At 38.9% G+C, this 14,353-nt stretch carries 15 protein-coding genes; 9 read left to right on the plus strand and 6 right to left on the minus strand.

Annotated features, from left to right (window positions below; genetic code table 11):
- Positions 1-18: 18 nt before the first annotated feature.
- Entirely contained in the window at positions 19-363 is a 345-nt protein-coding gene (locus ACSQ6I_RS19210) for a rubredoxin (protein WP_438891898.1), read from the minus strand.
- A gap of 87 nt (positions 364-450) precedes the next feature.
- Between ACSQ6I_RS19210 and ACSQ6I_RS19215 the strand changes: the two genes are divergently transcribed.
- On the plus strand, positions 451-918 hold the full coding sequence (locus ACSQ6I_RS19215; RefSeq protein ID WP_438891899.1) for an HIT family protein: 468 nt from the start codon (positions 451-453) through the stop codon (positions 916-918).
- Here ACSQ6I_RS19215 and ACSQ6I_RS19220 read toward each other — a convergent pair.
- Positions 915-1,784, minus strand: a complete 870-nt coding sequence (locus ACSQ6I_RS19220) for a methylated-DNA--[protein]-cysteine S-methyltransferase (protein ID WP_438891900.1) — start codon at positions 1,782-1,784, stop codon at positions 915-917. The two genes, ACSQ6I_RS19215 and ACSQ6I_RS19220, sit on opposite strands and share 4 nt — an antisense overlap.
- Before the next feature lie 231 nt (positions 1,785-2,015).
- Here ACSQ6I_RS19220 and ndhC point away from each other — a divergent pair, with 231 nt between their 5' ends.
- The 6 genes from ndhC (at position 2,016) to ACSQ6I_RS19250 (ending at position 5,736) form a co-directional block, all read left to right on the plus strand.
- Positions 2,016-2,378, plus strand: coding sequence for a photosynthetic/respiratory NAD(P)H-quinone oxidoreductase subunit C (ndhC, locus tag ACSQ6I_RS19225; protein WP_438891901.1), 363 nt, complete (start codon positions 2,016-2,018; stop codon positions 2,376-2,378).
- Entirely contained in the window at positions 2,369-3,103 is a 735-nt protein-coding gene (gene ndhK, locus ACSQ6I_RS19230) for a photosynthetic/respiratory NAD(P)H-quinone oxidoreductase subunit K (RefSeq protein ID WP_438891902.1), read from the plus strand. Before ndhC ends, ndhK begins: the two co-directional genes overlap by 10 nt.
- The gene (locus ACSQ6I_RS19235) at positions 3,096-3,623 is read left to right on the plus strand and encodes an NAD(P)H-quinone oxidoreductase subunit J (RefSeq protein WP_438891903.1); all 528 of its coding nucleotides are present in this window, start codon (positions 3,096-3,098) and stop codon (positions 3,621-3,623) included. The genes ndhK and ACSQ6I_RS19235 overlap by 8 nt, the downstream gene beginning before the upstream one ends.
- 171 nt (positions 3,624-3,794) lie before the next feature.
- Entirely contained in the window at positions 3,795-4,529 is a 735-nt protein-coding gene (locus ACSQ6I_RS19240; protein ID WP_438891904.1) for a DUF1995 family protein, read from the plus strand.
- 271 nt (positions 4,530-4,800) lie between these two features.
- Positions 4,801-5,001, plus strand: coding sequence for a hypothetical protein (locus ACSQ6I_RS19245; protein WP_438891905.1), 201 nt, complete (start codon positions 4,801-4,803; stop codon positions 4,999-5,001).
- Positions 5,002-5,202: 201 nt separating this feature from the next.
- Positions 5,203-5,736, plus strand: a complete 534-nt coding sequence (locus ACSQ6I_RS19250) for a CPBP family glutamic-type intramembrane protease (RefSeq protein WP_438891906.1) — start codon at positions 5,203-5,205, stop codon at positions 5,734-5,736.
- Between the two features lie 8 nt (positions 5,737-5,744).
- Here the strand turns inward: ACSQ6I_RS19250 and ACSQ6I_RS19255 are convergent, their stop codons facing one another.
- Positions 5,745-7,121, minus strand: coding sequence for a hypothetical protein (locus tag ACSQ6I_RS19255; protein ID WP_438891907.1), 1,377 nt, complete (start codon positions 7,119-7,121; stop codon positions 5,745-5,747).
- Between the two features lie 568 nt (positions 7,122-7,689).
- Here ACSQ6I_RS19255 and ACSQ6I_RS19260 point away from each other — a divergent pair.
- Positions 7,690-11,676 carry a magnesium chelatase subunit H gene (locus tag ACSQ6I_RS19260; protein WP_438891908.1) on the plus strand — a complete coding sequence of 1,329 codons (3,987 nt, stop codon included), beginning with the start codon at positions 7,690-7,692 and terminating at the stop codon, positions 11,674-11,676.
- 62 nt (positions 11,677-11,738) lie between these two features.
- Here ACSQ6I_RS19260 and ACSQ6I_RS19265 read toward each other — a convergent pair whose 3' ends face one another.
- The 3 genes from ACSQ6I_RS19265 to ACSQ6I_RS19275 all read right to left on the minus strand — a co-directional run bounded on the left by ACSQ6I_RS19265 (position 11,739) and on the right by ACSQ6I_RS19275 (position 13,906).
- On the minus strand, positions 11,739-12,407 hold the full coding sequence (locus ACSQ6I_RS19265; RefSeq protein WP_438891909.1) for an MAE_28990/MAE_18760 family HEPN-like nuclease: 669 nt from the start codon (positions 12,405-12,407) through the stop codon (positions 11,739-11,741).
- Positions 12,408-12,412: 5 nt separating this feature from the next.
- Entirely contained in the window at positions 12,413-13,525 is a 1,113-nt protein-coding gene (locus ACSQ6I_RS19270) for a DUF262 domain-containing protein (RefSeq protein WP_438891910.1), read from the minus strand.
- 243 nt (positions 13,526-13,768) lie between these two features.
- Positions 13,769-13,906 (minus strand): hypothetical protein, encoded by a 138-nt coding sequence (locus tag ACSQ6I_RS19275; RefSeq protein WP_438891911.1) that lies wholly within the window; start codon positions 13,904-13,906, stop codon positions 13,769-13,771.
- A 279-nt stretch (positions 13,907-14,185) separates the two neighbouring features.
- On the opposite strand from ACSQ6I_RS19275, the gene ACSQ6I_RS19280 reads away from it, so the two are divergent.
- Positions 14,186-14,260, plus strand: a complete 75-nt coding sequence (locus ACSQ6I_RS19280) for a hypothetical protein (protein WP_438891983.1) — start codon at positions 14,186-14,188, stop codon at positions 14,258-14,260.
- Positions 14,261-14,353: the final 93 nt, after the last annotated feature.

Here is a 14,353-nt window from a genome sequence, read left to right on the forward strand (position 1 = left end):
GTCTATAAAAACCGGGTCTTATTGTAAGCCGTAAAGACTAATAAAAAACAAGAATCCAAGCGCCAAAGCACCGAAAATCAAAATGTTCTTTTGGGTTGGTGTCAGCGTATTAACACCTAAACCGTAACCTAAATTTTCTTTGAAACCAGATGCTGTACCCGCAGGCCCAATGTTAGCGAAAGCTACCTTTTTGGCATTACAAACTGGACAGCGCCAATTTGTAGGTAGTTCTGCAAACAGTGTGCCAGCATGAATATCATTCTTGTCGTCTCCTTTTTCCGGTTCATAAACGTAACCGCAAGAGCGACACTCGTATCTATCTAACACTGGAGTTTCAATAGCTTCTTCAGCTTGTTCGCTCATGGCTATAGCCTCCCAGAGGGAAATCTTAAATATACGTTACAAATTATGACATATTTGTTAGGCTTTTCTATCGCCTACTAATTTGATATGTCTACTCTCATTCACGATCGCGTTCAAGCAGCACGTCAGGGAACTAATCCAACTGTAATTTGCCGTGTTGGATCAGGTTGGGTAGTACTTGGAGATGTCCAGTTTTTGCGGGGTTACTCTCTCTTACTACCCGATCCTGTGGTTCCAGACCTAAATGCTTTAACAATGGATCAGCGTCTAAACTTCTTGCGAGACATGACATTATTGGGAGATGCACTGCTTGAAGTCACTGGTGCTACTCGCATCAATTACGAAATTTTAGGTAACAGTGAAGCAGCACTACACGCCCATGTTTTTCCAAGATATGCGATCGAGCCAGAGGAGAAGCGACGAAAGCCAGTATGGTTTTATGATTGGAAAAACGCGACTCCATTCAATTTAGAACGGGATAGTCCATTGATGTTTGAAATAGCTGAGTCCATCAAACGTCATCAGAAAACTGCGGTAGGCGATTCTACGGTTTAACTTAGCTGATTTCGACTTGATTCCCATCCCAGAATCATCGTTTTACGTTCTAATCCCCACCTATAACCGCCCATCTCACCCGATTCTCGAATTACTCGATGACAGGGAATTAAGTATGCGACTGGATTACTGCCAATTGCGTTACCTACGGCTCTAGCAGCAGTGGGACGATCAATTGATGCGGCTAAACTTTGATAGGTGGTAATACCTCCCCAGGGAAGTCTTAGTAGCGATCGCCAAGCTTGAATTTGAAAGTTAGTTCCTTTAACGTGAATAATTAATGGAGAACTATTGTCTGCAACTGGTTGGAAGATGCGAGTGATAGTTTCTTTTGTCACTTGCTGATCATGAATGATTTCTGCATTTTTCCATTCTGTACGCAGGTTATTTTCAGCAATTTCTTCATCTTTTGCATTCAGGAAATGAAGATTGCAGATACCACGTACTGTTTTGGCAATGAGACAATCACCAAAAGGGGTTTCATGAATCCCATACCAAATCTTCAAGCCCGCTCCCCCGTTCTTAAATTCACCGGGTGACATGGCTTCTAGCTTCACAAATAGATCGTGTAAACGTCCTGGACTTGATAACCCCACATCCATAGTCAGATTTAAAAGGCTCTTAGTCTCAACGATTTTTGATTTTGCGTACTCAACTGTGAGATATTGCCAGAAACGCTTGGGACTGATTCCTGCCCATTTCGTAAATAAACGCTGAAAATGATACTCGCTCAGATGTACGTGCTGGGCGACAGTTTCCAAGTCAGGCTGGTGCAGATAATTTTTTTGCATAAATGCGATCGCTCTCGCAATGCATTCATAGCTTTCTCTATTGTAACTATTAGTAGCTTCTATCGAGGAATTCATATTGTTAATCTATTCTACCCATTCCTCAATTTAGGGACTTACGGCGCTTCAATACCACCCACTTCTTGCTATTCATAGAAACTGCATGAGCATTTTTAGACTAATTGCCAATTCAATCAACACCCTACCCTCAGTGTGTCTAATTCCACGATTTCAGAAAGCCGGGAAAGATATAATAATGTAAGAGAAAATTATCCATTTCAATTACACCATCAGCGGTAGATATCCATTGTGTTTGTCCTTAGCGGTTACGAATACCTTCTAGGCTTCTTCCTCCTTTGTAGCCTAGTACCAGCCCTGGCGCTCTCAGCGTCCAAGCTCCTCAGACCTAGTAGCTTCAGCCCGGAACGGCGCACCACTTATGAATCTGGCATGGAACCCATTGGCGGAGCCTGGATTCAATTCAACATTCGCTACTATATGTTTGCGCTGGTTTTTGTAGTTTTTGACGTGGAAACTGTATTCTTGTATCCTTGGGCAGTTGCTTTCCACCGTTTAGGTTTATTGGCGTTTATTGAAGCGTTAATTTTTATTGCGATTCTCGTAATCGCCTTAGTTTACGCATGGCGTAAAGGAGCATTGGAATGGTCTTAAATTCTAACATAACCACCCAGGACAAAGAGCGAATCATCAACCCGGTTGAGCGTCCTACAGTTACTCAAGAACTGTCAGAAAACGTGATTTTAACCACGGTTGATGACCTCTACAATTGGGCGCGACTTTCTAGTTTGTGGCCTTTGCTGTTTGGGACAGCTTGCTGCTTCATCGAATTTGCAGCTTTAATTGGCTCTCGCTTTGATTTTGACCGTTTTGGTCTAATTCCCCGTTCTAGCCCCCGGCAAGCTGATTTAATTATCACTGCTGGTACAATTACCATGAAGATGGCTCCTCAATTGGTGCGTCTTTATGAACAAATGCCCGAACCCAAGTATGTAATTGCTATGGGTGCTTGTACAATTACTGGCGGAATGTTCAGCGTTGACTCTCCTAGTGCTGTGCGCGGAGTTGATAAGCTGATTCCGGTGGATGTGTATTTACCTGGTTGTCCTCCTCGTCCTGAAGCGATTATTGATGCAATTATTAAGTTGCGGAAAAAAATTGCTAATGATTCCATGCAAGAACGGGGTCAAATTAAACAAACTCACCGTTACTACAGCACGACTCATAACTTGAAACCAGTACCAGAAATTTTAACTGGTAAGTATATGCAGTCAGATACCCGCTTTACTCCACCGAAGGAATTGACGGAAGCAATGGGTATGCCCATACCACCTGCGCTACTGACAACAAAGACAAAGGAGGCGGAAAAGCGTGGCTGAAGAAGAATCTAAATTAGTTCCTGCGGCTGAAGAAGCTATAGTTCCAGCAGGTCAGGTTTCCCAGTGGTTGACAGAAAATGGTTTTGACCATGAATCTTTAGCCCCAGATGTGAACGGGGTGGAGATTATTAAGGTAGCACCTGATTTCTTGCTTCCTACCGCTACAGCTTTGTACGCCTACGGGTTTAATTATCTCCAGTTTCAGGGAGGTATTGACTTGGGGCCAGGACAAGATTTGGTTAGTGTCTATCATTTGGTGAAGGTAAGTGATAATGCTGATAAGCCGGCAGAAGTCCGGGTGAAGGTGTTCTTACCTAGAGAAAATCCCTCTGTACCTTCAGTCTACTGGATTTGGAAGACTGCGGACTGGCAAGAGCGTGAGTCTTACGATATGCTTGGCATTATCTATGAAGGTCATCCTAATTTAAAGCGGATTTTGATGCCGGAAGATTGGGTAGGTTGGCCTTTGCGTAAGGATTACATCTCGCCTGATTTCTATGAGTTGCAAGATGCTTATTAGGTAGTGCTGAGTTTTAATCTGTGATTTACCCCTTTCCGGTGGCGGAGAGGGGTATTGTTTTTAACGCAGAGGAACGCGGAGGTAAGCGCAGAGGTTCGCGGAGGAGTAAATACTCCTTTTGTGGTGAGAGAATCGAAATATTGATGATTAACTTGAGAGACTTTATAAACTATGGCTGAATTACCCAAAACCCTAGAAGATGCGATCGCACAATCCCGTGAAGCTGTAAAATCGGCTTTAGCTGATGGTATGACTCGCATTCAGGTTGATTTTCTGTTTCCTGAACTCAAATTTATGCCGGTGGCGGAACAGTTTATACCTCTGTTCGCTGAATATGAATCCCGGCTGAAAATCTTTTTTGCAGATGCTGGTGCAGCCGCTTTAGCCCGTCGAGATTGGGCAGATTCACCATTTAAAGTTGAAGATATCGGTACAGGTAGAACTGCATCTTTAGAAACCAAAATTCAGCCAGAAGATGAAATTTTCCTCTTTATCGCTCCCACTTCTGTAGAAGTGCCACAATTAGAAAAACTGTGTGAAATCATAGGCACACGTCCATTTATTTTATTAAACCCCCGTTTAGAAGATTCCGGTGTGGTAGGTATCGGTTATGCGGCTAGAGAAACCCGCAGACGTTTTATTAGCACAATTGAATCTTGTTATTATCTGCGTCCTGTTGATGATGAATCTGCCCTGTTTCGTTGCTACCCTGGAGATTGGGAAGTATGGCTAGAAACCAACGACGAATATCAAAAAATTGCCGAATTACCTAAACGTCCTTCTGGTGATGAAATAGATGTAATTCTCATGAAAGGACAACCGCAAACCACCACCGACGGAACACCCGTAAAAAAAGCTAGTGTATTCAAGAGTTTGCAACGGTTTATCAAGGCTTTGAGTAGTTAAATTCAGTGGAAATAGTAGAGATGTTTCATGAAACGTCTCTACTGCAAAAGGTGTATTTAATGTTGTGGGATTCATACTATAAACAGGAGAAATAGACAGTATTTCTGGCAACGGGTTCTTGTCAAGTATTATGCTATTTAATACAAAAATTCAATACGAAAAACCCAGTTAATGGACAAAACACCAATTACTCTTTATAGACAAGGTAATTCTAATTCCCCCAGAATGGATAATGTCCGCCCTGATAAGGATATTGCTTGCTATGATCAAGATGGTCAAGTTTAGTGAATCTGTCAGATCATACCTGGAAACCCAATTACAAGAAACGGTTAATGATGCTGTATCTGATCCGTTAATTGGCTTATTTGCAGCCACACCTGATTTAGCTATTAATTCCGAACGCTGCGCGAACGCTATCGCTCTCCCAATCAACATCCTAAACAGCGATCACTCACAACTCCCCCAATTTTAAGCGATCGCTCTCCCAAGCAATATCCTAAACAGCGATCGCACTCGTAATATTAATGATGTTGGTTTCTCATCTGTTGAAGTAACGGAATCTGTGAAAGTTTTGTAAAGGGTAAACAAAACTGAAGCACACTAATTACTCATTTATCATAGTGATAATATATCAGAGGTTTCATTTGAAGATTATTTTTCAAGAATTATCCAAATGCTACAGTTACTGAAAAAGCGCTTACATTTGGCTTTCACGACATCAATCAATGCCGATCAACTAAAGCGTATACTGCCACCTCTGTTTGGACTGATAGCTTTGTTGTTAATCATAGGGTTTAAAACTGACTTTTTGAAAATCAGGTTAATTAGTAAAACATGGATAGAAATTATCAAAATAACAATAATTTCTTTAATTGTTCCGTCATTAAGTGAGGAAATATTTTTTCGAGTTTTATTTTTGCCTCACCCTTCTGAAAATCCGTCTACAAAATCTCAGATTATCTGGGGACTTGTCAGTGTGATCCTTTTTATTATTTACCATCCATTTCAGGGTATGACATGGAACCATTCTGGACAGGATGTATTTATCAACCCAATTTTTTTGAGCCTAGCTAGTTTGTTAGGGGTAGTTTGTACAATTACATATTTAAAAACTGGCTCAATTTTGCTATCAGTAATAATACATTGGCTGGCAGTAGTAATTTGGTTGGTTATGTTAGATGGTTTGTCAAAATTTATTCTGTATTAGAAATATTTTTATTTTAATAATTTTGGCTCTAACAAAGAATCTGTAATTTCAGGATTGAATTTTGTAGATTCTTTTCCGTATATTAACGTCAGCATACCAGCAACATCTCTAGCTTTCATAATATATTTAGAAGGATCTGAAGAATATTCTTTCTCAAAACCACGTAGTTCATTTATATATTTATTTAGCTCTGCTATGGAATTTGGAGATATTGTATTTCCAAAAATGTATACAACATTGCTTAGACCAAGAAGATTTAGAAATCCTTCTGGAAGTTTAAATTCAGTTAGGACACGAAGTCCGCTTATTGTCAACGTAATTCCAACAATAAAGCTAAAAAGCAAGAGTTGATACTTGTAAACATCAAAGCTGCCATTAGTATTGATCAAATCTTTCCAATTTGCATTTTTTGACTGATTAGAATCATTTAGATATCCTTGAATGCGTAACCAAGCCAAGTTATCAAGTGATAATCGATTTGCAGAAACATCTATTCCCATTGAAAGAATCTTGGCAGTACCACTGATTCCAAGAAGCCATAATATATCTTCTGAAATAGCACTTAATTGACCAGTTCTCAATAGGACATGAATTAGTAAGCCAAATACAATTAAAGTAAACCATGTAATTTGTAAATTAGAAATACTAGCCTTCCCAGACTTTTCTGTTGTGAATGTTACCAGGTCTAAGTATTTAATTATTTGCAGGAAAAATTCTCTTATTCTTTGTGGGGAATGTTTTTTTGCGAATTTAACATGATCTATATTTTGAGAATTATAAATGGATTTATCTATAGAGGTTTTCAAATTATACACAGGGATAGCTGCAACCAAGTAAATAACAATAAGCAGAGCAATTGAACCAATAAAAGAAAGTGGCCAAGAACTAATCTTTACATCTTGCAAAATATAAAAATTTGGAGAAGCTACTTGATATTTTCCAGTTGCTTCATCAAATGGTATAGATATAAGTTCAAAACTTTTCTCTATGTTAAAGTTTTTCCATCCTATTTTAGGAGTTTTAATTGTTAAGATTGTTTTCCCTTCAGAAGAATTCTTTGCTGTTAATACTTCAATATCCTTTTCATCGATTCTGGCACAAAAAACTGTACCTTCCTTTGTGGGCTTTGAAATTTTAATATCTATGGTTTCACCATCAGGAATTATGGGTGATGTAGTTTCTATAAGTATTGAGTTTAAGGTCGGACGACCTTTTTTTGCAATTTCTTGAAAATCGACCTGCTGGCACAAGGGATTTTGGTTTATGGGAGATATAATTTCCTGTGCGTTCAAAATGCTAGATGTAAAAAAAAATGTTATCACTAAAATAACGGATAAAGCAATCCATTTTTCATAAATATTAAGCTTTGTCTTTCTTTTAGGCATTAAATACGTTTTGTACTACTATGTGACCGCCAGGCTGTCTATCAATAAATTTAACCTTCATTTTTTGAAATCTCTTTTTTTGAATTAGCTATCAATTTATTACTTTTTGCAACTTGAAAGTAAAGTATAACTAGCATTTATTATACTGAAAACTTTTTTATAACACTTTTGTGTCCAACTAATTAGTAAGCATTACAGGCAAGTCTTGCCAAGATATACAGAAATTTTTTTGGCTGCTCTAGAAGCAATCGCCTAACTCAAAACCATCATAATATCACAACATTGTCAGTGTCAATACTTGACTACAAATTTTTTATGAACCTATCCCACCCTTAACTGTTATGTAAACAAAATTTAAAAATAGGTGAGAGAATCTGCATTCTTTGTTAAGGTTTGTAAATAATTATTTCGTTTTCTATATCATTTTGTGTCAGATATAGGACAAAATCCCCACAGAATGGGAGTTTTCTGATAAAAAACTCTTATTGCCGAAAATAATCGAAGTTACAAACGGCCATATCAGCCGTGATGAACTTCATGAGAACACGCCTGAAAGGAGCTTATTTGAATGTTTACCCAAGTCAAGTCCACTATTAGACATATTGCACCTGACGATTTACGGGGACGTAACTTAATCAAGGTGGTTTATGTTGTACTTGAGTCCCAATACCAGAGTTCATTATCAGAAGCGGTACGGGCAATTAATGCTAATCATCCCAGTGTAGCGATTGAAATTAGTGGTTACTTGATTGAAGAACTCCGCAACTCTGAAAACTATGAGGAGTTGAAACGCGATATAGCTAGTGCTAATATATTCATTGCCTCACTAATTTTCATCGAAGACTTAGCTCAGAAGGTAGTTGCTGCCGTTGAACCCCACCGTGATCACTTAGATGTTTCCGTTGTCTTCCCCTCCATGCCAGAGGTAATGCGCCTTAACAAAATGGGTAGCTTCTCTTTAGCACAGTTAGGACAATCTAAGAGTGTCATCGCTAACTTCATGAAGAAGCGTAAAGAGAAATCTGGCGCTGGTTTCCAAGATGGAATGCTAAAGCTGTTGCGGACACTACCCCAAGTGCTGAAATTCCTACCAATGGAAAAAGCACAAGACGCAAGAAATTTCATGCTCAGTTTTCAGTATTGGCTAGGTGGTTCAGCGGAAAACCTAGAAAACTTTTTACTGATGCTGGCTGATAAATATGTATTAAAAGGCGAAGACAGGGAAAACTTCGTCGCTGCTGACTATCAAGCACCCGTTGTTTATCCTGACATGGGGATTTGGCATCCCTTAGCGCCGAGTATGTTTGAGGATGTGCGAGAATATCTGAACTGGTATTCTGCCCGCAAAGACATTTCCAAAAACCTTAAAGATCCTCTTGCACCATGCGTTGGTTTGGTATTACAACGGACTCACCTAGTTACTGGCGATGATGCCCATTATGTGGCAATTGTTCAGGAATTGGAATCTCTAGGGGCAAGAGTTCTGCCTGTATTTGCCGGTGGTTTGGATTTCTCTAAACCAATAGAAGCTTACTTCTATGAACCGACTACTCAAATGCAGTTAATAGATGCAGTAGTATCATTAACTGGTTTCGCTTTGGTGGGTGGACCTGCTAGACAAGATCATCCCAAAGCAATTGAAGCATTAAAACGGTTAAATCGTCCTTACATGGTGGCGTTGCCTTTGGTCTTCCAAACCACGGAAGAATGGTTAGATAGCGATTTGGGGTTACATCCCATTCAAGTAGCCTTACAGATTGCTATACCTGAACTTGACGGGGCAATTGAGCCAATTATATTATCAGGTAAAGATGGGACAACTGGGAAAGCGATCGCTCTTCAAGATAGAGTCGAAATAGTGGCACAAAGAGCGTTAAAATGGGCAAACCTCCGCAGCAAACCCAAATTAACCAAAAGAGTCGCCATTACCGTTTTCAGCTTCCCACCCGATAAAGGGAACGTGGGAACAGCCGCATACTTAGACGTATTCGGTTCTATCCATGAAGTCATGAAAGGACTGAGAAACAACGGTTACGACGTGCAGGACATTCCCGAAACTCCCCAAGAGTTGCTAGAACAAGTCATCCACGACGCACAAGCACAATACAACAGCCCTGAACTGAACATTGCTTACAAAATGTCTGTGCCAGAATATGAAGCACTGACACCATACTCCCAACGCTTAGAAGAAAACTGGGGACCACCACCAGGAAACTTAAACAGCGATGGACAAAATCTGCTAATCTACGGAAAGCAGTTTGGTAACGTCTTCATTGGAGTACAACCAACATTTGGTTATGAAGGCGACCCCATGCGGTTGTTATTCTCCCGTTCTGCTAGTCCTCACCACGGTTTCGCAGCTTACTACACCTATTTAGAAAAAATTTGGGGCGCTGATGCTGTGTTACACTTTGGGACACACGGCTCATTGGAATTCATGCCTGGTAAGCAAATGGGGATGTCTGGTGATTGTTACCCAGATCAACTAATTGGCTCAATTCCTAATCTGTATTATTACGCAGCTAATAACCCCAGTGAAGCCACAATTGCTAAACGCCGCAGTTACGCAGAAACAATTTCTTACCTGACACCACCTGCGGAAAATGCTGGTTTATACAAAGGGTTGAAGGAACTCAGCGAGTTAATTGCTTCTTACCAAACTTTGAAAGACACAGGACGCGGTGTTTCCATTGTCAATTCCATTATGGATAAATGCCGCATTGTCAACTTAGACAAGGATATTGAGTTACCAGAAAACGATTCTAAGGAGATGTCCTCGGAAGAACGGGATAACATCGTTGGTAACGTTTATCGTCGGTTGATGGAAATTGAATCGCGGTTGTTACCTTGTGGACTGCACGTTATCGGTAAACCTCCAACAGCCGAAGAAGCGATCGCAACTTTAGTCAACATTGCTAGTTTAGATCGGCAAGAGGAAGAAATTCAAGGCTTACCCGGAATTATCGCTAGAAGCCTGGGACGCAACATTGAAGATATCTACAAAAACAACGATGCCGGCATTTTGGAGGATGTACAACTATTACAAGATATCACCCTCGCTACCCGTGCAGCTGTCACAGCTTTAGTACAAGAACAAATTGACGCAGAAGGTAGAGTTTCCCTGGTTTCCAAGTTGAATTTCTTCAACATGGGTAAAAAAGAACCTTGGGTAGAATCTCTGCACCAATCAGGTTACACCAAAGTTGACACCTCTGCGTTAAAACCCCTGTTTGAATATTTGGAATTCTGCTTAAAACAAGTTTGTGCAGATAACGAACTCGGTGGACTTCTCCAAGGTTTAGCCGGTGAATATATCCTACCTGGACCTGGTGGTGATCCTATCCGTAACCCGGATGTATTACCCACGGGTAAAAATATACACGCTTTAGACCCCCAATCTATCCCCACTTCCGCCGCAGTCCAATCTGCGAAAATCGTCGTTGATAGGTTGTTGGAACGGAATAAGTCGGAAAATGATGGCAACTGGCCAGAAACCATCGCCTGTGTCCTCTGGGGGACAGATAACATCAAAACCTACGGTGAATCCCTGGCACAAATTATGTGGATGATTGGTGTGCGTCCAGTTCCCGATGCTTTGGGAAGGGTAAACAAGTTGGAATTGATACCCTTGGAAGAATTGGGTCGTCCCAGAATTGACGTTGTTATTAACTGTTCTGGTGTATTCCGCGACTTGTTCATTAACCAAATGAACCTGCTTGACCAAGGTGTGAAAATGGCTGCTGAAGCTGATGAACCCTTGGAAATGAACTTTGTCCGCAAGCACGCTTTGAAACAAGCAGAGGACATGGGGATAAATCTGCGTCAAGCTGCAACTCGCGTTTTCTCAAATGCTTCTGGTTCTTATTCTTCTAATATTAACTTGGCGGTGGAGAATAGCACTTGGGATAGTGAAGCTGAGTTACAGGAAATGTATTTGAAACGGAAATCTTTCTCTTTCAATTCCGATAATCCTGGGGTTATGGATGAATCACGGCAGATTTTTGAAACTACTTTGAAAACTGCTGATGCAACTTTCCAAAATCTCGATTCTTCGGAAATCAGTTTAACAGATGTTTCCCACTATTTTGACTCTGATCCTACTAAGTTAGTGGCAAGTCTGCGTGCAGATGGGAAGAAACCATCTTCTTATATTGCAGATACAACTACAGCGAATGCACAGGTAAGAACTTTATCAGAAACTGTGCGTTTAGATGCACGGACGAAGTTGTTAAATCCCAAATGGTATGAGGGGATGTTGTCTCACGGTTACGAAGGTGTGCGGGAACTCTCGAAGCGGTTGGTAAATACCACTGGTTGGAGTGCGACTGCTGGTGCTGTGGATAATTGGATTTATGAGGACACGAACGAAACTTTCATCAAAGATGAGGAAATGCAAAAGCGTTTGATGAATCTCAATCCTCATTCTTTCCGCAAGATTGTTTCTACTTTGTTGGAAATGAATGGACGCGGTTATTGGGAGACTAGTGAGGAGAATTTAGACAAGTTACGTGAGTTGTATCAGGAGGTGGAAAACCGGATTGAGGGTATAGAATAGGTTGAGATGGGCAGGTTTTTTACCTGCCTTTTTCATAAATAAGAGAAAATCATAAATCTAATTTATTCAGAATCTAAATATTCTTGGTTAACTAAATACTCATCAATATTTTCTAAAATTTGTCTAAGATATTTTATAACTCTTTCACTTATTTCAACAAGATTTTCCGCAGATGTATTTTGACCAACTTCTTTAAAAGACATAAAACCATGAGCTAAATCATTTCGATTTTTTTTGATTGAAACTAAATCAATTCCATCTCTAGTATCTCTGTCAGTAGTAGTTGAAAAGCCATATTTTTCAGCTATTCCTTTGATCACTCTAGGATCTACATTACCAGAAAATACATCATCACGACTAAAGCCATATTTAATTATATCTAGAGAAATAATTTTTATTTGTTCTAAAACTTTATCAACATCACGTTTCTTGACATTTTGTAAAATTATTTTTTTAATTTCTATTCTCAGTTGATCAAAGGAAACTCCTTGATTAATTATTTCATCAAAAATACTTTGAATAGCATTTCTCATAGTAGATTCTACAAGATTATAAAGCAATAAAAATCCAGTAGCTTTTAAGTTTTTATCTAATTCAGTATCTATTTTAGAAATAACACCATCGTGACTTAATAGAATTTTCTCCTGTTCTAAATCTCTCAGAAAACAAAGATAATTACTAACATCGTTAGCACGTTCATCAAAATCCTCTAAATCTAATACTCTGTTCACTATACTTAACCTAAAATCTGATCACGAACATATTCGATACGACGAATCACTTTATTTCTAGAACTACTAGCATTACTGCTGGTATATTCTCGAAATTCCTTAGAATCTATAAAATCTACTGATGCTAGTTGAAGGTTATCTTGCTGTCTTAAAGCTAAAGCTATCCCAACAGCAAGAGATTCAAATTTAATTCGAGTTGTAGTTCTATCTTTGTTCTTACCTTGTCTAAAACCTGTTGGAAAATATCTTTCCACACAATCAAGCATTGAATAAAATTCATTTTTCATGCTTTGTAAAGTATTTTTATCTGTTCGGTTCATAGTCTCTAAATACTTATCAAGGAACTCAGTAATATTCTTATATTTATTAAACTCCTGATAATTATTTAAAAAAGCAAAAAATCGTAAAACAAATTCTTGAGGTTCTACTCTCCTAATTGACGGTTCTGTAAAAGCACAAAGATTAATAAATCTTTCTGATCTTGCTAATTCATCTATTACATTAAGAAACGCACCTCTTATAATACCTCGGCGTTTTTCCATTTCATTTAATTCAACACTGCCCGTATTTATTCTTTCAAATAAATCTCTACGAGCTTCTTCATCTGCTTCTTCTGATAGTTGAATTACTCTGAGCGTTGTTCTTTTAAATCTTCTTTGTCGGGCAATATTTAGATCAGAAAATCGAAACCCTTCTAGCTTTTTTAACTTTTCCAGGTTATCTAATTGTAATTCATTATTAAGGAAATTGACTAAAGTACGAAGTCTTTGTGTTCCATCTATAATTTCTAAACGACCATCTTTAGTTTCTGAATAATTTTCTTCTTCTTCTTCACCAGAAATATCCGCTACATAAATGTAAGGAATAGGTAAACCTAAGAGAATAGACTCAATAAACTTAGATTGTCTTACTTGATCCCAAGCCATCTCTCTTTGGTAGTCGGGAATAAATATTTCGTTTGAATCATCATTAATACCATTTAGATATTTGTCAACTATAACTTCAATAGGGTATTCAATGGTGTTATAATCGACAACTTTTTTCTTTTCGCGGATTTGCATTTCTGCTTCTTCCTGCATTTGTTCTGTAATACTTTTAGTTAATAAATTGTTACTCATATTAGATGGAAATATCTAAGTGATTATATCTATCTTATCCTAATTTTCCCCTCTTTAGCCAATCTTATGTTGAAAATAAATTTTCATACAACCTCACTAAACAAAGTTTTGAGAATATTTTATACAAAGTATCACTATTCTAGGGATGCAAGGCGGTGCGATCACTGTTTAGGATGTGGAGAATGTGCGATAGCGCAAGCGCTGTTTCTTGGATGCCTGGAGGGCTTTTGTCAGTTCGCTGTTTTATGGATGTTGGAAATGCGATCGCTTGTTGGGGATGTTGGGGGTGCGATAGCGCAAGCGCTGACTTGTCAGTTCGCTGTTTTGGGATGTGGAGAGGTGCGATTGCTTGTTGAAGATGTTGAGAGAGCGATAGCGCAAGCGCTGACTTGTCAGTTCACTTTTTGTGGGTGTAGAAGATGCGCGATCGCGTGGAGTGAGGTTTGGTAGTAATTTTTTACTAAATAGGAAAGTTAAAATTGATAATGGATGCTATAGTTCTCAATCTTGCACCAGTTATTCAATTAAGTAATTGGATAAAATTAATTACACAAAAATCTGGTTTGAAATCATTTACTGGCAAAGAATTGGTAAATAACCAATATGTGATTAATTCTGTCGTGGTACTTAATAGACATCATCACCATTGCCGTCTGTGCTGTGATTTGTGGAGCGGATGGTTGGGTGGCAATAGAAACTTATGACTGTGCAAGGTTTACGGGGCTTTGGTTTTGACATTTTATGCAGCAATTTTATTTTTTAATACATAAAAAAGCGCCAAACCTTTATGAAATAAGAGTTACAAAAGATGGATTCGATTATTGTTTT

This window comes from Anabaena sp. WFMT (genome assembly GCF_051781005.1).
In the GTDB taxonomy this organism is placed as follows: Bacteria; Cyanobacteriota; Cyanobacteriia; order Cyanobacteriales; family Nostocaceae; genus Anabaena.

Excerpts from the sequence above, each read along its gene's own strand:
- ACSQ6I_RS19210 (WP_438891898.1), bottom strand. The coding sequence starts at position 363 with ATGAGCGAACAAGCTGAAGAAGCTATTGAAACTCCAGTGTTAGATAGA.
- ACSQ6I_RS19215 (WP_438891899.1), top strand. The coding sequence starts at position 451 with ATGTCTACTCTCATTCACGATCGCGTTCAAGCAGCACGTCAGGGAACT.
- ACSQ6I_RS19220 (WP_438891900.1), bottom strand. The coding sequence starts at position 1,784 with ATGAATTCCTCGATAGAAGCTACTAATAGTTACAATAGAGAAAGCTAT.
- ndhK (WP_438891902.1), top strand. The coding sequence starts at position 2,369 with ATGGTCTTAAATTCTAACATAACCACCCAGGACAAAGAGCGAATCATC.
- ACSQ6I_RS19240 (WP_438891904.1), top strand. The coding sequence starts at position 3,795 with ATGGCTGAATTACCCAAAACCCTAGAAGATGCGATCGCACAATCCCGT.
- ACSQ6I_RS19245 (WP_438891905.1), top strand. The coding sequence starts at position 4,801 with ATGGTCAAGTTTAGTGAATCTGTCAGATCATACCTGGAAACCCAATTA.
- ACSQ6I_RS19250 (WP_438891906.1), top strand. The coding sequence starts at position 5,203 with ATGCTACAGTTACTGAAAAAGCGCTTACATTTGGCTTTCACGACATCA.
- ACSQ6I_RS19255 (WP_438891907.1), bottom strand. The coding sequence starts at position 7,121 with ATGCCTAAAAGAAAGACAAAGCTTAATATTTATGAAAAATGGATTGCT.
- ACSQ6I_RS19260 (WP_438891908.1), top strand. The coding sequence starts at position 7,690 with ATGTTTACCCAAGTCAAGTCCACTATTAGACATATTGCACCTGACGAT.
- ACSQ6I_RS19270 (WP_438891910.1), bottom strand. The coding sequence starts at position 13,525 with ATGAGTAACAATTTATTAACTAAAAGTATTACAGAACAAATGCAGGAA.